Origin of the sequence: Rhodanobacter sp. C03 (genome assembly GCF_002001175.1) — a bacterium.
In the GTDB taxonomy this organism is placed as follows: Bacteria; Pseudomonadota; Gammaproteobacteria; order Xanthomonadales; family Rhodanobacteraceae; genus Rhodanobacter.
The window spans coordinates 1-18,159 of the sequence record NZ_MUNT01000013.1 but is presented as its reverse complement, the minus strand read 5'-3'; the positions used below and the strand labels follow the sequence as shown (position 1 = coordinate 18,159).

The window sequence follows — 18,159 nt, the reverse complement described above, 5'->3', positions numbered from 1 at the left end:
TCCGACCGATGTCCTTCCGCCGCCACCTGCTGCTATTGCTCGCCACGCTCGCGCTGAGCGCCTGCTTCGGTGGCAGCAAGCCCGCGCCAGCGCCGCCGGTCATCGTGCCGCCGCTGGCACCGCTGAAGCTGAAAATCGGACTGGCGCTCGGCGGCGGTGCCGCGAAAGGCTTCGCGCATATCGGCGTGATCAAGATGCTGGAGGCCAGCGGCATCCATCCCGACGTGGTCGCCGGCACGAGTGCGGGCAGTGTGGTCGGCGCGCTCTACGCCAGCGGCATGGACGCGTTCCAGTTGCAGCAGACCGCGTTCGGTCTGGATGAAACGAAGATCCGCGATGTGCGGCTGTTCTCCGGCGGCCTGGTACAGGGTCAGGCGCTGCAGGATTACGTCAACCAGCTGGTGCACAAGCAGCCGATCGAGCAGTTGAAGATTCCGTTCGCCGCGGTTGCCACGCAACTGGAAACCGGCCAGCGCACGGTGTTCGTGCGCGGCAACACCGGCCAGGCGGTGCGCGCGTCCTCCAGCATTCCCGGCGTATTCGAGCCGGTTGAAATCCGCGGCAAGCATTACGTCGACGGCGGCGTGGTCAGCCCGGTGCCGGTGGACGCGGCGCGCCAGCTCGGCGCCGATTTCGTGATCGCGGTGGACATCTCGACGAAGCCAAACGGCAACAACCCGCAGGGCATGGTGAACATCGTAGGTCAGACCATCGCGATCATGGGCCAGCAACTGGGTGCACAGGAAATGGCGCGCGCCGACGTGGTGATACAGCCGAACATCAGTGGTATCGGTTCGACCGATTTCGAGCTGAAGAATCAGGCGATCCTCGAAGGCGAACGGGCCGCGCTGGCGGCGATCCCGGGCATCCGCGCCAAACTCGCGGCGATGGCCGCCGCACGTCAGGCCGCTGCCGAGGTGCCGCCAGCACACTGATCGCAGGGCAGGCGGCTGGGTCATGCCCTTCTGCACTTGGCGTGCGGAAGGACCGGCTGTAGCGTGATGGTTTCGCCACACCGGAGCCCACCATGCTGAAACGTCCGCACCTGCCCGTCCCGATGCTGTTGCTGGCCATGGCGCTCGCGCCCGCGGTGTGCGCCGAACCGGCCAGCGTCGATCCGCGCATCGAGCAGTTGCTGACCCAGCTGACCAGGACGCAGCCGATCGAGGCCGTGGCGATCTCGCCCGACGGCAAACAGCTGGCCTGGGTGATCGAGCAGCAAGGCAAGTCGACGATCACCGTGGCGGCGGCCGACGGCAGCCATGCGCATCCGGTGAGCGCGGCGGCGAAGCGCGGCAGCTGCGCTGAGTCCGGCATCGCGTGGGCGCCGGATTCACGTCATCTCGCGTTCGTGTCCAACTGCAGCATCGACATGACCAGCACCAAGGCGATGCAGAACGACATCTATCTGGCCGACACCGCCGGCAACGGCGCACCCGCGCGACTGGCCCAATTGAAAGGCTACGCGCGTGCGCTGCAATGGACCGCCGACGGCAATTCGCTCGGCTTTCTGTATGTGCCCGGCGCCACCCGCCACGCCAGCGCGCTGGCGGCGGCGAAGCCGGCGGCCGGTGAGGTGGGTGTGACCGGCGTGGAAGTGCAACACGTGGCCAGCCTCGATGTCGCTAGCGGCAGGCTGCGCGAACTCACTCCGGCCGGCATGTATGCGTACGAATTCCACTGGTCGCCGGACGGTTCGCGTATCGCCTATACCGCCGCGTTGCCGCCGGGCGACAACAACTGGTGGATCGCCAAGCTCTACGTGCAGTCGGCGCAACCTGATGCTGCCGCCACCGTGCTGGTCGACCCCGCGAATGCCGACAGCGGTTCACTGCACGGCCTGCAGATCGCACTGCCGCGCTGGTCGCCGGATGGCTCGCGAATCGCCTTCATCGGCGGGCTGATGAGCGACCAGGGCGCCACTGGCGGCGACATCTATGCTGTGCCGAGTGCAGGCGGCGCGCTCAGCAATCTCACACCCGGCATCCATGTCACGCCATCGTGGTTCAGCTGGAGCGGGCTGCAATCGCTGCTGGTGAACCAGATCAGCAACGGCCAGGTGCAGCTCGCCGACTATGCCGTGCACGACGACCGCGCGACCCAGCAGAAAGTGTGGTTCACCCTGCCGGCCAACGTTGGCGATGGCACTGCCGCCCTGGCGGTATCACTCTCGCACGACCAGCAAAAGATCGCCTTTATCCAGAGTTCCTATGCCGCCGCGCCCGAAGTGCATGCCGGCGCACTCGGCAGCACGCCACCACCCGCGGTCACCGCCATCAATGCCGCGCTGAAACCGAGTTGGGGCAACGCCGAATCGGTCGAATGGAACAACGAGGGCCTCCATGTGCAGGGCTGGCTGCTGTATCCGGCCGACTACGACCCGAAGAAAACCTATCCGATGATCGTGGTGGTGCACGGTGGGCCGTCCAGCGCGGTGATTCCGAGTTGGCCCAGCGTGGGCTACGGCGGCGCACCGCTATCGGCACTGGGCTATTTCGTGCTGATGACGAACCCGCGTGGCAGCTACGGCCAGGGCGAGAAGTTCGTGCAGGCGAACCGCAAGGACTTTGGCTACGGCGACCTGCGCGACACCCTCGCCGGCATCGACGCGGTGGAAAAGAAGCTGCCGATCGACGACAAGCGCCTCGGCCTTACCGGCTGGAGCTACGGCGGCTTCATGAGCATGTTCGCACCGACCCAGACCCAGCGCTTCCGCGCCGTGGTGGCCGGTGCCGGCATCTCCAACTGGCAGAGCTATTACGGACAAAACCTGATCGACCAGTGGATGCCACCGTTCTTCGGTGCCAGCGTGTACGACGATCCGGCGGTGTACGCGAAGAGCTCGGCGATCAACTTCATCAAACAGGCGAAGACACCCACGTTGATCGTGGTCGGTGACCGCGACGCCGAATGCCCGGCACCGCAATCGTTCGAGATGTGGCATGCGCTGCGCGCGCAGGGTGTGCCGACCTCGCTGGTGGTGTATCCGAACGAGGGACACCACTTCGTCGACCCGGTACATCAGCGCGACGTGTTGCAGCGGGCGCTGGGCTGGTTCGAGAAATACCTGCCCGCGACGAACTAGTTCGCGCCGCAAAGGCTTTGATGATGACCTGACCTATGGCCGCCGGCATCCAACGCCCGACGGCCTTTTCATGTTCGCGGCAGCAATAGCCACGATGATTCACGCCGCTGCCACAAGTCATGCTTGACACGTACCAAGTGTATTGCTGTACTGATACACATGGATGCCTCACTGCTCACCGTTCAACCCACCGCGCCGGAACCGATCTACCGGCAGATCGTCGGACAGTTGCGCCGACTGATTGCCGGCGGCCAACTCGCTGCCGGTGACTCGCTGCCTTCCGTGCGTGACGTCGCCGGTTTCCACGCGATCAATCCGATGACCGTGTCGCGCGCCTACGGCATCGCCGAAAGCGAGGGCCTGCTCGAGCGCCAGCGCGGCAAGGGCATGGTGGTGGCCGCCACGCGCAAGGCCATCCAGACCGAAAGTCATCGGCTCGCCCTGCTGGAACCGCAACTGCAGGCGCTGGTGCGCCACACCCGTGAACTCGAACTGCCCGCCGAACCGGTACTGCGGCGGCTGACCAAACTGCTGGGGGAATGAGATGAACGCGATGCTTCGTGAAACGGAATCCACTGCCGCGCCGCTGAGCGTGAGCGGACTCGTCCACTGTTACGAGGGCAGCAACGTGCTCACCGGTGTCGACCTGACGCTGGAACCGGGCAGCGTGCTCGGGCTGATCGGCCGCAACGGCGCCGGCAAGTCTACCCTGATCCGCACCATGCTCGGCCTGTTGAAGCCGCTCCGCGGTGAAGCACGCGTGTTCGGCGAGCCGGCGCTGAAGCTCGATGACAACACCAAGGCACGCATCGCCTATGTGCCGCAGCAGCCCGAAGCGCTGGCGTGGCTTACCGCGCAGCAGATGCTCGATTATGTCGGGCGCTTCTATCCGCGCTGGGACCAAGACTTCGTCAGGAACACGCTGGAGCGCTGGCAGATCCAGCCGAACAAGCTGCTCGCCAAGCTGTCGCCGGGCGAACGCCAACGCGTCGATCTGGTTCGCGCATTGGCCTCGCAGCCGGAGCTGCTGGTGCTGGACGAGCCGGCCGCCGCGCTTGATCCGGTGGCACGTCGCGAGCTGTTGCGCGAAGTGGCGCTACGCGCTGGCGAGTCCGGCACCACCGTGCTGTTCTCCACCCATATCGTGTCGGATCTTGAGCGGGTCGCCTCGGACGTTGCCTTCCTGCATCAGGGCAAATTGCTGATGCGTTGCAGCGTCGACGAAACCAAGGAGCGCTACGCGCGCCTGTGGTTGCCGGGAAAGATGAGCGCAGCCGCACCGGTGGCGTCGCTGAGTCGGCGCCGCTACGACGACGGCAGCCTCAGCCTGGTCATCGAACGGGATACCCGCGGCCAGTGGCCCGAGGCTGCACATCTGCCCGGCGCCCGCGTCGATACGCTGGGACTGGAAGATCTTTTCGTGGAGATCGCCGAATGAATCCGCTGGCATTGCTGCAGGTGCCATGGCGCTCGGCGCATCGCTCGCTGCGCTGGTTGTCGGTGGTGGTCTTCGTGCTGTGCCTCAGCGGCGCCATCGCCATCGGCACGCTCGTCGCGAAGCCTGAACGCTGGGTCGGTGCGATTACCCTCTACGGCTTCGGTCTGCTCTATCTCTGGGCGTTCTTTTTCTCGACGTGCCTGTTGTTGGCCATCGACATGCGTCAGTTACGCGTGCCGGCTGTGCAGAGCCACATCGTGCTCAGCCTGTTGCTGTATGGCGCACTGACGATCGGACTCCCCGCTGGCGTCATGGCGATGTTCGACCTGCCCGTCTGGAATGCGGTAGTCGTGCTGGCGCTGTTCGGCGCCTGCGGGCTGGTGTTCGCGCTGTTGCCGCGCTTCGTGGCCGTCTTCATCGGCCTGATGCCTTCATTGCTTACCGCGTTATGGCGCCGGTTCGACCTGCCCGGCATGGCCGATCCGCGCTTCGCCCACTGGGGCTTCTTCGTGGTGCTGATTATGCTGGCCACGGTGATCCTGCGCTGGCGCCAGTTGCTGCTTGCCGGACCAAATGTCTCGATGGGATGGTCGTCGCCGATGGTGATCCAGTTCCGCAGCGGTAGCTGGGGCCAGTGGAACAACATCGGCGACAACCGGATGCTGCGCCAGCGACCGGACTGGCTGCGGCCAGTGATCGATTTCGATCACGTCGGGCCGGCAAATCCACGCAAGGCGCTGCGGATCGCACTGGGCGGTTGGTACCTGCCGCAGACCATGCGCAGCTACCTCAAGCAACTCGCACTGCTGATCTGCATCGTTCTGCTGCCGATGATCGGATCGCTTCTCCTCACCCGCTCGGGCCATCTCGATGCGCATGTCGGCGAAATAGCGAAAGGCGCCCTCCTCGGTGCATTCGGTTCGCTATCCGTCATCGCCGGCCCGATGATCTGTCTGCTCACCATGGTGTGGATCAGCAAACGTTGGCAACGCGCCAGCGCCGAACTTTCCCTGCTCGCGCTGTTACCGGGTCTCGGCAGTCCCATTCATGCGAAGCAGTCGTTGCTGCGGGTTGGCCTGGGTTTGCCCTTGTTGATGCATGCCCTGCTCGCCTTGCCGGCCGTCGTGGCGATGCTGTGGTGGCAGAGCCACGCGGTGCTGTTGTCGTTCATGCTGCTGGCGCAACTGGGCGCGGCGACGATCACCGTGGCCATCGTTCTCAACCTGTTCGGAGGACGCGCGCTCACGACCCCGGCGATCAGCCTGATGCTGACCGCTGTGTTTGTACTGACCGTGCTGAGCCTGTTCCTGCCTACCACGGCACTGGGAAACCATCCGATGTCGTGGGCCGCCTCGCTGCTGCCGCCACTGGCGATCGCATGGCTGCTGCTGGTTGCAACGATGTCTTGGTTAGGGCGTCGCGGCTGGCGCGACCTGATGCAACAACCTCATCCGTTCCTGGTGCATTGAGGCCACGCGACACGATTGCTTCAGAACAACTCACCCTGCGGCGACGGCTTGCGCGGCGGCACGAAAGGCGATGTATCGAGTTGGAGTTCGCGCGCACGGCCGAAGCCGTGCTTGCGGCAGGCCACCTCGAAGCGTCGGCGCAGCAAGTCGGCGAACACGCCTTGGCCGCGCATGCGGGTGGCGAAGTTGCTGTCGTAGTCGCGACCACCGTTCATCTGCTGTACCAGGCTCATCACGTGCTCGGCGCGCTGCGGTGCGTGCAGAGCGAGCCATTCGCGGAACAACTGCTTCAACTCGTACGGCAGGCGCAGCGTGGTGTAGCCGGCGCAGCGCGCGCCGGCCTCGGCGGCCTGCGCCATGACGGCTTCCATATCCTTGTCGTTGAGTGCTGGAATGATCGGTGCCACCAGCACGCCGACCGGTACGCCGGCGTCGGCCAGGGTGCGGATCGCCTTGATCCGCCGATGTGGCGCGCTGGCGCGTGGTTCGAGTTTCGCGGCCAGATGGTTGTCCAGCGAGTTGACCGAGACGAATACCTGCACCAGCCGCTCGCGTGCCATCGGCACCAGGATGTCGAGGTCGCGTTCGACCAGTGCATTCTTGGTGACGATGGTGCACGGATGATGGCATTCGGCGAGCAGTTCCAGCGCGGCGCGGGTCAGCCGCCACCGCTTCTCGATCGGCTGGTACGGATCAGTATTGCTGCCGATGTTGATCGGGCTGATCACGTAACCGGGTTTGGCCAGCTCGGCGCGCAGCACCTCGGCGAAGTTACCCTTCGCGCGCAGCTTGGTCTCGAAGTCGAGACCGGGCGACAGATTGAGATAGCTGTGCGACGGCCGTGCAAAGCAATATATGCAGCCATGTTCGCAACCGCGGTACGGATTAATCGCCTGGCTGAAAGCGATATCCGGCGAGTCATTGCGGCTGATCACGCTGCGGGCGCGCTCCTCGGTGACCTCGGTGCGCGGGCGCGGCGCCTGCTCGTCCAGCAACGCGCTCTGCCAGCCGTCGTCCTCGGTCTGGTGGCGGATGTTCTCGAAGCGGCCTTCGGGATTGGAAGCGGCACCACGGCCCTTGATCATCCGGCTCGTTTGAGCTTGATCGTGCGGGGTTGGCGGCGGCAGCGAATCATCCATCGGCACAGTGTGCCGCGGCGATGTCTCAGCCGCCGCGACATCTTTCAGACGCGTGACCCAGCGCCTGCCAGGCGCACTTCGACGGCGCTATGATGCGCGCGTCCGGCCGCGGCAGGCGGCGTGTTTCACGTGTCAGGGGCCCATCATGCGCTGGCTGTTACTCGTCCTCACCTTGTTCGCCTTCCTGCTGTGCTTCACCCGTCACAGCGCAGGTGCTTGGGGCTTCTGGCTGCTGATCGGCTTGGTTGGAATCGCCACCACCACGCTGGCGTTCGCGCAGGCGCGCATCGCCGACCATTCGCGCAGCGACAGTCTGTCCGAGTACGACCTGATGCGGTTGCGCGAGGGCAAGGATCCGCTCAATCACGATCGCCTCGGGCGGTAGAACGGGTCGAATCCACTGTAGGAGCGCTCCTACGACGAGGTTCGCTGAAGCCCAAGCTCGGCCGTCATCGCCTCGCGCATCAGGAATTTCTGCACCTTGCCGGTCACCGTCATCGGGAACTCGTCGACGAAGCGCACGTAGTGCGGCACCTTGTAGTACGCCAGGTGATGACGACAGTAATCCTGGATCTCGGCTTCGCTGGCCGCGCAGCCTTCGCGCAGGCGGATCCACGCGCAGGCCTGCTCGCCGAACTTCGCATCGGGCACGCCGAACACCTGCACGTCCTGCACCTTCGGATGGGTGTAGAGGAATTCCTCGATCTCGCGCGGATACACGTTCTCGCCGCCGCGGATGATCATGTCCTTAAGCCGCCCGACGATGCTGCAGTAGTCGTCCGCGTCGATCACCGCCAGATCGCCGGTGTGCATCCAGCCGGCCTGGTCGATCACCTCGCCGGTGCGCGCTGCGTCGTCCCAGTAGCCGAGCATCACCGAATAGCCGCGTGTACACAGCTCGCCCGTCTCGCCGCGCGACACCACCCTGCCGTGTTCGTCGACCAGCTTCACCTCGAGATACGGGTGGATCCGCCCGACGCTGCCGACACGGCGTTCGAGCGGATCCTCGGGCACGGTCTGGAAGCTGACCGGACTGGTCTCGGTCATGCCGTAGGCGATGGTGACCTCGGCCATGTGCATCTCGCTGGCCACGCGGCGCATCACTTCGATCGGGCACGGCGAGCCGGCCATGATGCCGGTGCGCAGGCTACTCAGGTCGAACTCGGCGAAGCGCGGATGTTCGAGTTCGGCGATGAACATCGTCGGCACACCATGCAGCCCGGTGCAGCGTTCCGCCGCCACTGTTTCCAGCGTGGCCAGTGCGTCGAAACCCTCGCCCGGGACCACCATGCAGGCGCCGTGGGTGACGCAGGCAAGATTGCCCAGCACCATGCCGAAGCAGTGGTAGAACGGGACTGGGATGCAAAGCCGGTCCTGTTCGGTGAGATGCATCGCCTCGCCGATGAAGTAGCCGTTGTTGATGATGTTGTGGTGGGTCAGCGTGGCGCCCTTCGGCGCACCGGTGGTGCCGGAGGTGAACTGGATATTCACCGGATCGTCGAAGCCGAGTTCCGGCTCCAGCGCATGCAGCTTGGCCAGCGCCGCGGCATCGCCGAGCGCCGCCAGCTGCCGCCAGCTGCGCGTGCCCGCCGCCGCTTCATCGAGCAGGATCACCTCGCGCAGTGCCGGCAGTCGTGCCGCGTTCAACCGACCAGGCGTACTGGCGGCCAGTTCCGGCACCAACTCGCCCAGCATGTCCAGGTAGCGCGAGGTCTTGAAGCGGCGCGGCAACACCAGCGCACAGCACGCCACCTTGTTGAGCGCGTATTCCAGCTCATGCGCACGGTAGGCCGGGTTGATGTTGACCAGGATCAACCCGGCTTTCGGCGCAGCGAACTGCAGCACAACCCACTCGGCCCGGTTCGGCGACCAGATGCCGACACGGTCGCCACGCTGCAGTCCCAGCGCCAGCAAGCCGGCGGCGATGCGCTCCACTTCGGCATGGAATTGCCGATAGCTCATCCGCACGTTTTGCGCGCGCACCACCAGCGCCGGGCGCTCGGAATGGGCGGCAGCGATGCGGTCGATCAGCGAGCCCAGCGTGTCGCCCAGCAGCGGTTTGGAGCTTCCGCCGTGGACATAGCTTGGTGCGGCACTCATCGGTGCTCTCCCGAGGTCGGCGTGCGAATCCGGTCGCCAGCATAACGCTTGCGTTGGCGTGCGGATCGCGGCAGCTCGTGCACGGCGATGAGTGGGCAAATCACCATTCAATCACGGCCACTGCACAGCGGAACACGGACGCTTGTCCCGACGCGGTGCCGTCCGGCATCGCCTGCTCAAACCTGGGAGTTCATGATGACTGCATCCGGCCTGATCGTCTTTCTGCTTATCGGCGCGATTGCCGGCTGGCTCGCCGGTCTGATCGTGCGCGGCTTCGGCTTTGGCCTGCTCGGCAATATCGTGGTCGGCATCGTCGGCGCCCTCCTCGCTGGCTGGCTGCTGCCGATGCTCGGCGTCGGCTTCAGTCTTGGCAGCCCGATTGTCACCAGCATCGTCTACGCGATGATCGGTGCCATCGTGCTGCTGGTGCTGATCGGCCTGATCCGCCGCGCCTGAGCGCTTCTGTCCGAACCGGGTCATCGCCGGCCATGCCGCGGTGGCCCTCGCCCAGGCGGCGCGCTACTCTCGCACGCCTATGAGCGAACTCAACCAGCGCGATTTCACCCTCGAACCCGATGACAACGGCCGCCTGGCCAACATGTGCGGCCCGTTCGACGAGCATCTGCGCCAGATCGAGCTGCGCCTTGGCGTGGAGATCAACCACCGCGGCAGCATCTTTCAGGTGATCGGCGAGGAGGTTTCCGCCAGGGCCGCGCAGAAAGTACTGCAGGCGCTGTATGCCGTGACCGAGGACGAGGCACTGACTGGCGCCAGGATCAACCTGCATCTGGCCGAATCCGGTATCGACGCGATTACCGCCGATGCGGCCGAAGGCGCGCAGGAAGTGGCGATCAAGGTCAAGCGCGGCGTGATCAAGGGTCGCGGCGCTAACCAGGCGCGCTATCTGCACGCGATTGCCAGCCACGACATCAATTTCGGCGTGGGCCCGGCCGGCACCGGCAAGACCTATCTGGCCGTGGCCAGTGCTGTCGAGGCGCTGGAGGCAAACCGCGTGCAGCGCCTGCTGCTGGTGCGCCCGGCGGTAGAGGCGGGCGAGAAGCTCGGTTTCCTGCCTGGTGACCTGTCGCAGAAGGTCGATCCGTACCTGCGCCCGCTGTATGACGCGCTGTACGAGATGCTCGGCTTCGAAAAGGTGGCCAAGCTGATCGAACGCAACGTGATCGAGATCGCCCCGCTCGCCTATATGCGCGGCCGCACACTGAACGATTCCTACGTGATCCTCGACGAGGCGCAGAACACCACCGTCGAGCAGATGAAGATGTTCCTGACCCGGATTGGTTTTGGCACGGTGGCGGTGATCACTGGCGACGTCACCCAGGTCGACCTGCCACGCAGCACCCGCTCGGGCCTGCGCCAGGCGGTGGAAGTGCTGCGTGGCGTCGGCGGCATCAGCTTCACCTTCTTCACTTCGCGCGACGTGGTGCGCCATCCGCTGGTGGCGAAGATCGTGCGCGCCTACGAGACGTTCGAGCAAAAGGAAGAGGACGGCAAATGAGCCGGCAGTCGCGCGCCTCAGTCCACCAGGAACTCCCTGCGGTCGTGGGAGCGAGTTCGGCCGCGAAAGCCGCTTCCCGGGTCCGGCCAAAGGCATCGCGGCTGAAGCCTCTCCCACAGGGAAATGCCACGGTGCACCTCGGCTACGCGGTGCCGCGCAATGGCCTGCCCGCTCCGACCAGCTTTCGTTGCTGGGTCGAGGCAGCGTTGCGCGGCGCGAAGCGGCGCAAGCCGGCCGAGCTGGCGATCCGCATCGTCGATGCCGACGAAGGCCGCGCGCTCAACCATGACTATCGCGGCAAGGACTACGCCACCAATGTGCTGTCGTTTCCCGCCGAATTGCCGCCCGGGGTGGCGCTGCCATTGATTGGCGATCTGGCGATCTGCGCCTCTGTGGTGCTACGCGAGGCGGCCGAGCAGGGCAAGCTGGCGCGAGATCACTGGGCCCATCTGACCATTCACGGCGTGCTGCACCTGCTTGGCTACGACCATATCGAGGACGGCGAAGCCGAAGCGATGGAAGCGCTGGAAACCCGCATCCTGGCCGGTCTCGGCATCGCCGACCCATACGCCTGAATCTGCGCAGCCGCATTCCGGCGCCCGATACAGCCGTCCAAAGCAGGGCTTGTGCTCTGAATTGTCACGGATTTTCCGCTAGACTCGTGGATACCGCCCGCTTGCGGGCAGCACTCCAACCGTGAATGAACGACGACCCTGGCAGTACCAGCGGCCCGGCACACCGTACCTGGTGGGACCGGCTGGGCCACATGTTTTCCGGCGAGCCACGCAACCGCAGCGAACTGCTTGAGGAGTTGCGCGCCGCCCAGACCAACGGACTGCTGTCCGTCGACACCCTCACCATGGTCGAGGGTGCGCTCAAGGTCAACGAACTGAGCGTGGACGACGTGATGGTGCCGCGCGCGCAGATCGTGATGCTCGCGGCCGAATCGTCGCTGACCGAGATCCTCGCCACCATGGTCGAGTCCGGCCACTCGCGCTTTCCGGTGCACGGCGAGGACAAGGACGAAATCCTCGGCATCCTGCTGGCCAAGGATCTGCTGAAGTTCTTCGGCGCCGCCGAGCATTTCGACATCCACGCGATCCTGCGCCCGGCCGTGCTGATTCCCGAATCGATGCGTCTGAACGTGCTGCTCGACGAGTTCCGCCGCTCACGCAACCACATGGCGCTGGTGGTGAATGAATACGGCGGCGTCGCCGGCCTGATCACCATCGAGGACGTGCTCGAGCAGATCGTTGGCGAGATCGACGACGAGCACGACGACGACGAACCCGAACTGATGCACGAGCAGCCCGGCGGCGACTGGCTGGTCAGTGCGCTGACCCCGATCGAGGATTTCAACGAGCAGGCCGGCACCGCGTTCTCCGACGAGGAGTACGACACCGTCGGCGGCATGGTCACCTCCGAGTTCGGCCACCTGCCCGAGGTCGGCGAGGAGGTGGCGATCGGCGGCTTCCTGTTCCACGTCACCGAAGCCGACGACCGTCGCGTGCAGCAGTTCCGCGTGGCCCGGCACGAGGAGCGCTAGGGCCTCGATACCCTCCAGAGAAGGTCCAGGTATTCTGTTACGGACGTCCAAACCCCAGGATCTTCTGGTGCGTGGCTGTGCAGCAGCACGAACGCCATCCATGCAGTTGCATCACGGCACTCCTTGCTACACTCGAAGTTCTAGCGCCGCCGGGCACTACGGCCTGCCGCGGTTCTGCATCCTTCACGTCGATGCCAGCAGGAGCCCAGCCATGTCCAAGCTTTATCCGGTCAACCCCGCGTTTGCCGCAGCAGCGCGTATTCGCCACGACGATTACACGCGCCTGTATGCCGAATCGGTCAGCGACCCGGAAGGCTTCTGGGGTCGCATCGCGCAGCGGCTGGACTGGATCAAGCCACCGACGAAGATCAAGGACGTCTCGTTCGACCCGAAGGATCTGCATATCCGCTGGTACGAGGACGGCGAACTCAACGTGTCGGCGAACTGCCTCGACCGCCACCTCGCCGAACGTGGCGACAAGACGGCGATCATCTTCGAGGGCGACGACCCGAACGACTCGCGCCGGATCAGCTATCGCGAGCTACATGCCGAAGTGTGCAAGTTCGCCAACACGCTGAAGAACCTCGGCATGAGCAAGGGCGATCGCGTGGCGATCTACTTGCCGATGATTCCCGAGGCCGCGGTGGCGATGCTGGCCTGCGCGCGTATCGGCGCGGTGCATTCGGTGGTGTTCGGCGGTTTCTCACCCGATTCGCTGGCCGGGCGCATCGCCGATTCCGCCGCGAAGCTGGTGATCACTGCGGACGAAGGCGTGCGCGGCGGCAAGAAGATCGCGCTGAAGGCGAACGTGGATGCCGCCTTGGAACGCCCCGGCACCAACAGCGTGGAAACCGTGGTGGTGGTGCGCCGCACCGGCGCCGCGGTGGCGATGCAGTCGCCACGTGACCGCTATTGGCACAACCTGATGGACGGCCAGTCGGCCGATTGCCCGGCCGAGCCGATGGAAGCGGAACACCCGCTGTTCATCCTGTACACCTCCGGCTCCACCGGCAAGCCGAAGGGCGTGCTGCACACGTCCGCCGGTTATCTGGTCTACACCAGCTATACGCATGAGCTGGTGTTCGACCTGCGCGAGGACGATGTCTACTGGTGCACCGCCGATGTGGGCTGGGTCACCGGCCACAGCTACGTGGTGTACGGCCCGCTGGCGAATGGCGCCACCACCGTGATGTTTGACGGCGTGCCGAACTATCCGGATTTCAGCCGCTTCTGGCAGGTGATCGACAAGCACCAGGTGAGCCTGTTCTACACCGCGCCAACCGCGATCCGCGCATTGATGCGCGAGGGCGAGGCACCGGTAAAGAAGGCGTCACGAAAATCACTACGCCTGCTCGGCTCGGTCGGCGAGCCGATCAATCCGGAAGCGTGGGAGTGGTATTACCGCGTGGTTGGCGACGAGCGCTGCCCGATCGTCGATACGTGGTGGCAGACCGAAACCGGCGGCATCCTGATCACCCCGCTGGCCGGCGCGATCGATGCCAAACCCGGCTCCGCTACGCTGCCGTTCTTCGGCGTGAAGCCGGCGATCGTCGATGCCAATGGTGAGCTGCAGGAAGGTGCCAGCGAGGGCAACCTGATCATCACCGACTCCTGGCCGGGCCAGATGCGCACGGTCTACGGTGATCACCAGCGCTTCATCGAGACCTACTTCAGCGCCTATCCGGGCAATTACTTCACCGGCGATGGCGTGCGCCGCGACGAAGACGGCTACTACTGGATCACCGGCCGCGTCGACGACGTGATCAACGTCAGCGGTCACCGCATCGGCACCGCCGAGGTAGAGAGCGCGCTGGTCTCGCATCCCAAGGTGGCCGAGGCTGCGGTGGTCGGTGCCCCGCATGACATCAAGGGCCAGGGCATCTACGCCTTCGTCACCCTGATCGCCGGGGAACAGGGCAGCGACGAACTGCGCAAGGAACTGGTCGCCTGGGTGCGCAAGGAAATCGGCCCGATCGCCACACCGGATTATCTGCAGTGGGCACCCGGCCTGCCGAAGACCCGCTCGGGCAAGATCATGCGGCGCATCCTGCGCAAGATCGGTGAGAACCTGCCCGACCAGCTCGGCGACATCAGCACGCTCGCCGACCCCGGCGTGGTGAAGAACCTGGTCGACGAGCGCTTGATCAAATAGCGGTGCTGATCGTGCCGCGTCATCTGCGTATGCGCTTGTACATGGACCATGGCGACGGCACCATGCATCGATGACCACAGCCCATGCACCGACGTTGGCGAGCCTGGCAGGACGCCTGCACGATGACGAGATTCATGTCTGGCATCTGGCCTATCGGGCTACGCAAGGCCGAGCGCCATTGCGCCGCGTGCTGGCGGCCTATCTCGGCATCGACAGCGACGCTGTCACGCTGGTCACCGGGGAACATGGTCGGCCGGCGCTCGCCGCCGACCTCGACCCGTCGCTCGGTTTCAACTGGTCGCATAGCGGTGACCACGCGTTGATCGCGATCGGTCGACAGGTCCAGCCCGGCATCGATCTGGAACGTCGGCGCGAACGGCCGCGCGCGCTGGAGATCGCCCGGCGTTATTTCAACGCAGACGAATCAGCCGCCCTAGCGGCACTGCCGGCTGCGGATCGCAGTGTTGCCTTCCTCGAACTGTGGACGACCAAGGAGGCGGTACTCAAGGCACTCGGTCGCGGAATTGCCTTCGGACTGCATCGGCTCAGCATCGCCAGCGACGGCGATCGGCCGATACTGCGCCAACTCGACGGCGACGACGTCCACGCCTGGCAATTGCAGCGGCTCACGCTGGATCCTACGCTGCTGGCCGCACTGGCCTGGCGCGGCGGCCCGCGACAGATCCGACTGCACACGCTTGCCAGTGACGGGTGATCGGTGCACTGTCGTCGTTCGCGCGCGACCGTCGTGCGATGAACACTGCCACGTCTTCCCGTCAGAGATCGTAACTCCGCGATGACCCTGCTCAGCATCAACCTCAACAAGATCGCCGTGCTGCGCAATTCGCGCGGTGGCCACGAACCGGATATCTGCCACGCCGCGCAGACCTGCATAGATACCGGTTGCGGCGGCATCACCGTGCATCCGCGACCGGATCAACGCCATGTACGACCCGATGACGTACGCGCACTGGCCGCCATGCTGGCTGGCCGGGTGGAGTACAACATCGAGGGCAATCCGTTTGCGCCGGCACGCGGGGACTATCCCGGCTTGATCGCGCTGGCGCGTGAGGTACGTCCCACCCAGGTGACCCTGGTGCCCGATGGCGATGGCCAGATCACATCCGATCATGGCTTCGATCTGGCACGCGACATCGAGCGGCTGCGCCCGCTGGTCGCCGAATTGAGCGAGCTCGGTTGCCGGGTCAGCCTGTTCGTCGATGCCGTGGTTCAGGATTTCGCTGCGGCGACAGCGATCGGTGTGCAGCGCATCGAGATCTACACCGGGCCGTATGCCCAGGCGTTTGCCGATGGGCAAGCTGCCGCCACGCTGGCCGCATGCGCCGAGACTGCGCGCCGTGCACAACAGGCCGGGCTCGCGGTGAATGCCGGGCACGATCTCAGTCAGGCGAATCTGGGGACGTTCAAGGCAGCGATTCCCGGTCTGGCGGAAGTCTCGATCGGCCATGCGCTGATTGGCGAGGCGCTGTACCAGGGACTGGCCAGCACGGTGCGCAACTATCTGCAGATCCTGCGCTGAGCCGCGCCAGCACGGCTGGCGTCGAAATCAGCAGCGCATGACGCAAAAACCCCCGCACGAGGCGGGGGTTTTTGTTTGTTCTGCGTGTTTGTTACCGCGAGTCGGCAGCCAGCTGTCCGATCAATTGGCTTCGGTGAAGCCAATCTTGGTCAAGTTGTAGCTCTTCGCATCAGCCAGCACCTGCGCCACGTACTGGTAGGCGACAGCGTCATCCGCAGCAATCTGGATTTCCGGCTGATTGCTCTGCTGGGCGATCACTGCGAGCTGGGCTTTCAAGCCCAGTTCGTCGACCGGCGTGTCGTTCCAGTAGAACGCACCGGCCTGATCGATCTTCAGATGAATCGGATCCAGCGGATTGGGCGGATTGATGACATTCGGGTTCGGCTGCGGCAGATCGACCTTGATCTTAAGCGCCGGGATCGGCGCCGTGATCATGAAGATGATCAGCAGCACCAGCATCACGTCGACCAGCGGCGTGACGTTGATGTCCGACATCGGTCCACTGGTTTTGGTAGTGAAGGCCATTTCTCGTCACCCCTTCGGCGCGTCATGGGTCATGAAGCCGACGTGCACCATGCCCGAATCCTTGGCATCGCCGATCACCTTCTTCACAATTTTGAACTCGGTCGACTTGTCCGCGCGTATCTGCAATTCCGGCTGCGGCGACTTCTGTGCTTCCACCGCAAACTGTGCCTTCAGCTCGGACTCCGTGACCGGGTGGTCATTGAAGAACAGGCTGCCGTCCGACTTGACTGCGAGATCAAGCGGCGGAGTCGGCAGATCCTCATCCTTGGTCTTCGGATTCGCGGTGGGCAAATCAATCGTGATGGAGTGCGACATCAGCGGCGCGGTGATCATGAAGATGATCAGCAGTACCAACATCACGTCGACCAGCGGCGTGACATTGATTTCCGACATCGGACCACCGGAATTGCCACCAGTGCTCATCGCCATGGGTCAATCCCTCACTTCTGGCTTTCGACGCGCGAGCCGGTAGCGAAGAAGTCGTGCAGGTCATGCGCGAATTCGTCGAACCGGGCGTAGGTCAGACGGTTCGAACGGCTGAAGAAGTTGTACGCGAACAGGGCCGGGATCGCGGCGAACAGACCGAACGCGGTCATGATCAGCGCCTCGCCCACCGGGCCAGCAACGGCGTTCATCGACGCGTTGCCGGTAGCGGCAATGCCGATCAGCGCGTGATAGATGCCCCACACGGTACCGAGCAGACCGACGAACGGTGCGGCCGAGCCGACCGTGGCGAGCAGGGTCATGCCGCCTTCCAGACGCAGGCTCTCGCGAGCGACAGCCTGACGCAGGGCGCGGTCGATGAATTCCGAGCGGCTCAGCGATTCGGCCAGACGACCGGTCGTGCCCGCCGTGCTCTGCTGGTGATGGGCTACCGCCGAAGCAGCGTCCAGCGCGATCTTGGAGAATGGTTCACTCTTGGGCTGCGATTCCAGTTCGCGGATTGCGTCCTGGGTGGAGCTATTGCCCCAGAAGCCGTCGATCACCTTGTCGGCACGAGCCTTCACCGTGGCATTGCGAATGCCGTTGGCGATGATGAAGTACCACGACAGGAACGACATCACGACCAGCGTGACGAAGACGACCCAGCCGAGCCAGTCGAAGTTCTGCATCAGGTTGCCAAAACCCATCTGTTTCATGGCTTCAGCGTTGGTATTGCCACCCATGGCCTGTGCGGCATCGGTTGTTGCAGGAGTCTGTAGGAACATAACGCTACCCTAGGGAAGTCAAGCGTGAACTGTAACTGTAATCCATTGGAGCTGGATTACAGCTGATTGATAGGTGAATTACATCTGACCGCCGAGATTGAAGGTGATTGGAATGCGGGCGTAACCCTCAACCTTCTTTCCGTTTTTAACCTCTGGATTGAAACGCCAGTTTCTCGCCGCATCCATGGCCGCACGATCGAGCTCGCGGAAACCACTCGATTTCTCCACCTTGATGTCCTTCGGCGATCCATCGACGCCGACAAGGATCAGCAGAGTCACCGTACCTTCATGGTGTTGCCGTACGGCTTGTGGCGGGTAATGCGGATCCGGTCGGCTGCCATAGCTGAGATCCGAACCCGCCGCGATATCCGACGGAGCCGCAGGTGGTGCCGGCGGTGCCGGTGGCGCTGCCGGGGTCGCATTGGCCGAAACCTCTTCCAC

Annotated in this window: 19 protein-coding genes; 13 read left to right on the top strand and 6 right to left on the bottom strand. The window is 64.4% G+C overall.

All coding sequences use genetic code 11. From position 1 onward, the window contains the following. Positions 1–8: 8 nt before the first annotated feature. From B0E48_RS16445 to B0E48_RS16425, 5 genes are all read left to right on the top strand, one after another. Positions 9–935 carry a patatin-like phospholipase family protein gene (locus B0E48_RS16445; RefSeq protein WP_077519247.1) on the top strand — a complete coding sequence of 309 codons (927 nt, stop codon included), beginning with the start codon at positions 9–11 and terminating at the stop codon, positions 933–935. Between the two features lie 92 nt (positions 936–1,027). Continuing rightward, on the top strand, positions 1,028–3,085 hold the full coding sequence (locus tag B0E48_RS16440) for a S9 family peptidase (protein ID WP_077519246.1): 2,058 nt from the start codon (positions 1,028–1,030) through the stop codon (positions 3,083–3,085). A 159-nt stretch (positions 3,086–3,244) separates the two neighbouring features. Next, positions 3,245–3,628 carry a GntR family transcriptional regulator gene (locus tag B0E48_RS16435; RefSeq protein ID WP_077519245.1) on the top strand — a complete coding sequence of 128 codons (384 nt, stop codon included), beginning with the start codon at positions 3,245–3,247 and terminating at the stop codon, positions 3,626–3,628. 1 nt (position 3,629) lies between these two features. After that, a complete protein-coding gene (locus B0E48_RS16430; protein WP_077519244.1) occupies positions 3,630–4,523 on the top strand; it encodes an ABC transporter ATP-binding protein in 894 nt (297 codons plus the stop codon). Further along, positions 4,520–5,992, top strand: a complete 1,473-nt coding sequence (locus B0E48_RS16425) for a hypothetical protein (protein WP_077519243.1) — start codon at positions 4,520–4,522, stop codon at positions 5,990–5,992. The genes B0E48_RS16430 and B0E48_RS16425 overlap by 4 nt, the downstream gene beginning before the upstream one ends. A 20-nt stretch (positions 5,993–6,012) precedes the next feature. Here B0E48_RS16425 and B0E48_RS16420 read toward each other — a convergent pair whose 3' ends face one another. Next, positions 6,013–7,077: a PA0069 family radical SAM protein gene (locus B0E48_RS16420; RefSeq protein WP_168170397.1), complete on the bottom strand. Its 1,065-nt coding sequence runs from the start codon at positions 7,075–7,077 to the stop codon at positions 6,013–6,015. 199 nt (positions 7,078–7,276) lie between these two features. Between B0E48_RS16420 and B0E48_RS16415 the strand changes: the two genes are divergently transcribed. Next, a complete protein-coding gene (locus B0E48_RS16415; RefSeq protein ID WP_077519241.1) occupies positions 7,277–7,516 on the top strand; it encodes a hypothetical protein in 240 nt (79 codons plus the stop codon). Between the two features lie 29 nt (positions 7,517–7,545). On the opposite strand, the gene B0E48_RS16410 is transcribed toward B0E48_RS16415, so the two are convergent. Next, on the bottom strand, positions 7,546–9,231 hold the full coding sequence (locus tag B0E48_RS16410) for an AMP-binding protein (protein WP_077519240.1): 1,686 nt from the start codon (positions 9,229–9,231) through the stop codon (positions 7,546–7,548). Positions 9,232–9,423: 192 nt separating this feature from the next. Between B0E48_RS16410 and B0E48_RS16405 the strand changes: the two genes are divergently transcribed. The 7 genes from B0E48_RS16405 to B0E48_RS16375 all read left to right on the top strand — a co-directional run bounded on the left by B0E48_RS16405 (position 9,424) and on the right by B0E48_RS16375 (position 15,985). Next, a complete protein-coding gene (locus B0E48_RS16405) occupies positions 9,424–9,687 on the top strand; it encodes a GlsB/YeaQ/YmgE family stress response membrane protein (RefSeq protein WP_254424002.1) in 264 nt (87 codons plus the stop codon). Positions 9,688–9,766: 79 nt separating this feature from the next. Beyond that, positions 9,767–10,747 (top strand): PhoH family protein, encoded by a 981-nt coding sequence (locus tag B0E48_RS16400; RefSeq protein ID WP_077519239.1) that lies wholly within the window; start codon positions 9,767–9,769, stop codon positions 10,745–10,747. Between the two features lie 131 nt (positions 10,748–10,878). Next, on the top strand, positions 10,879–11,322 hold the full coding sequence (ybeY, locus tag B0E48_RS16395; protein ID WP_254424001.1) for an rRNA maturation RNase YbeY: 444 nt from the start codon (positions 10,879–10,881) through the stop codon (positions 11,320–11,322). 125 nt (positions 11,323–11,447) lie between these two features. Next, a complete protein-coding gene (locus tag B0E48_RS16390) occupies positions 11,448–12,293 on the top strand; it encodes a transporter associated domain-containing protein (protein WP_077519237.1) in 846 nt (281 codons plus the stop codon). Between the two features lie 211 nt (positions 12,294–12,504). Continuing rightward, positions 12,505–14,445, top strand: a complete 1,941-nt coding sequence (acs, locus tag B0E48_RS16385) for an acetate--CoA ligase (protein WP_077519236.1) — start codon at positions 12,505–12,507, stop codon at positions 14,443–14,445. 70 nt (positions 14,446–14,515) lie between these two features. Next, positions 14,516–15,160: a 4'-phosphopantetheinyl transferase superfamily protein gene (locus tag B0E48_RS16380; protein ID WP_077519235.1), complete on the top strand. Its 645-nt coding sequence runs from the start codon at positions 14,516–14,518 to the stop codon at positions 15,158–15,160. Positions 15,161–15,241: 81 nt separating this feature from the next. Continuing rightward, positions 15,242–15,985 (top strand): pyridoxine 5'-phosphate synthase, encoded by a 744-nt coding sequence (locus B0E48_RS16375; RefSeq protein WP_077519234.1) that lies wholly within the window; start codon positions 15,242–15,244, stop codon positions 15,983–15,985. A 120-nt stretch (positions 15,986–16,105) separates the two neighbouring features. Here B0E48_RS16375 and B0E48_RS16370 read toward each other — a convergent pair whose 3' ends face one another. The 4 genes from B0E48_RS16370 to B0E48_RS16355 all read right to left on the bottom strand — a co-directional run. Then, positions 16,106–16,510 carry a biopolymer transporter ExbD gene (locus B0E48_RS16370; protein ID WP_077519233.1) on the bottom strand — a complete coding sequence of 135 codons (405 nt, stop codon included), beginning with the start codon at positions 16,508–16,510 and terminating at the stop codon, positions 16,106–16,108. A gap of 6 nt (positions 16,511–16,516) precedes the next feature. Beyond that, complete coding sequence (locus B0E48_RS16365) at positions 16,517–16,939, bottom strand: biopolymer transporter ExbD (protein ID WP_077519232.1); 423 nt, start codon at positions 16,937–16,939, stop codon at positions 16,517–16,519. 11 nt (positions 16,940–16,950) lie between these two features. Next, on the bottom strand, positions 16,951–17,676 hold the full coding sequence (locus B0E48_RS16360) for a MotA/TolQ/ExbB proton channel family protein (protein WP_077519231.1): 726 nt from the start codon (positions 17,674–17,676) through the stop codon (positions 16,951–16,953). 120 nt (positions 17,677–17,796) lie between these two features. Further along, on the bottom strand, positions 17,797–18,159 hold a 363-nt coding region (locus B0E48_RS16355), incomplete at its 5' end, for an energy transducer TonB (RefSeq protein WP_139350327.1).

What these genes read in the sequence shown, in the direction of transcription:
- B0E48_RS16400 (WP_077519239.1), top strand. Translation starts at nt 9,767, where the DNA reads ATGAGCGAACTCAACCAGCGCGATTTCACCCTCGAACCCGATGACAAC.
- B0E48_RS16445 (WP_077519247.1), top strand. Translation starts at nt 9, where the DNA reads ATGTCCTTCCGCCGCCACCTGCTGCTATTGCTCGCCACGCTCGCGCTG.
- B0E48_RS16410 (WP_077519240.1), bottom strand. Translation starts at nt 9,231, where the DNA reads ATGAGTGCCGCACCAAGCTATGTCCACGGCGGAAGCTCCAAACCGCTG.
- B0E48_RS16405 (WP_254424002.1), top strand. Translation starts at nt 9,424, where the DNA reads ATGATGACTGCATCCGGCCTGATCGTCTTTCTGCTTATCGGCGCGATT.
- B0E48_RS16415 (WP_077519241.1), top strand. Translation starts at nt 7,277, where the DNA reads ATGCGCTGGCTGTTACTCGTCCTCACCTTGTTCGCCTTCCTGCTGTGC.
- B0E48_RS16440 (WP_077519246.1), top strand. Translation starts at nt 1,028, where the DNA reads ATGCTGAAACGTCCGCACCTGCCCGTCCCGATGCTGTTGCTGGCCATG.
- B0E48_RS16390 (WP_077519237.1), top strand. Translation starts at nt 11,448, where the DNA reads ATGAACGACGACCCTGGCAGTACCAGCGGCCCGGCACACCGTACCTGG.
- B0E48_RS16360 (WP_077519231.1), bottom strand. Translation starts at nt 17,676, where the DNA reads ATGGGTGGCAATACCAACGCTGAAGCCATGAAACAGATGGGTTTTGGC.
- B0E48_RS16430 (WP_077519244.1), top strand. Translation starts at nt 3,630, where the DNA reads ATGAACGCGATGCTTCGTGAAACGGAATCCACTGCCGCGCCGCTGAGC.
- B0E48_RS16370 (WP_077519233.1), bottom strand. Translation starts at nt 16,510, where the DNA reads ATGGCCTTCACTACCAAAACCAGTGGACCGATGTCGGACATCAACGTC.
- B0E48_RS16425 (WP_077519243.1), top strand. Translation starts at nt 4,520, where the DNA reads ATGAATCCGCTGGCATTGCTGCAGGTGCCATGGCGCTCGGCGCATCGC.
- B0E48_RS16380 (WP_077519235.1), top strand. Translation starts at nt 14,516, where the DNA reads ATGACCACAGCCCATGCACCGACGTTGGCGAGCCTGGCAGGACGCCTG.
- B0E48_RS16420 (WP_168170397.1), bottom strand. Translation starts at nt 7,077, where the DNA reads ATGATCAAGGGCCGTGGTGCCGCTTCCAATCCCGAAGGCCGCTTCGAG.
- B0E48_RS16435 (WP_077519245.1), top strand. Translation starts at nt 3,245, where the DNA reads ATGGATGCCTCACTGCTCACCGTTCAACCCACCGCGCCGGAACCGATC.
- acs (WP_077519236.1), top strand. Translation starts at nt 12,505, where the DNA reads ATGTCCAAGCTTTATCCGGTCAACCCCGCGTTTGCCGCAGCAGCGCGT.
- B0E48_RS16365 (WP_077519232.1), bottom strand. Translation starts at nt 16,939, where the DNA reads ATGGCGATGAGCACTGGTGGCAATTCCGGTGGTCCGATGTCGGAAATC.
- B0E48_RS16375 (WP_077519234.1), top strand. Translation starts at nt 15,242, where the DNA reads ATGACCCTGCTCAGCATCAACCTCAACAAGATCGCCGTGCTGCGCAAT.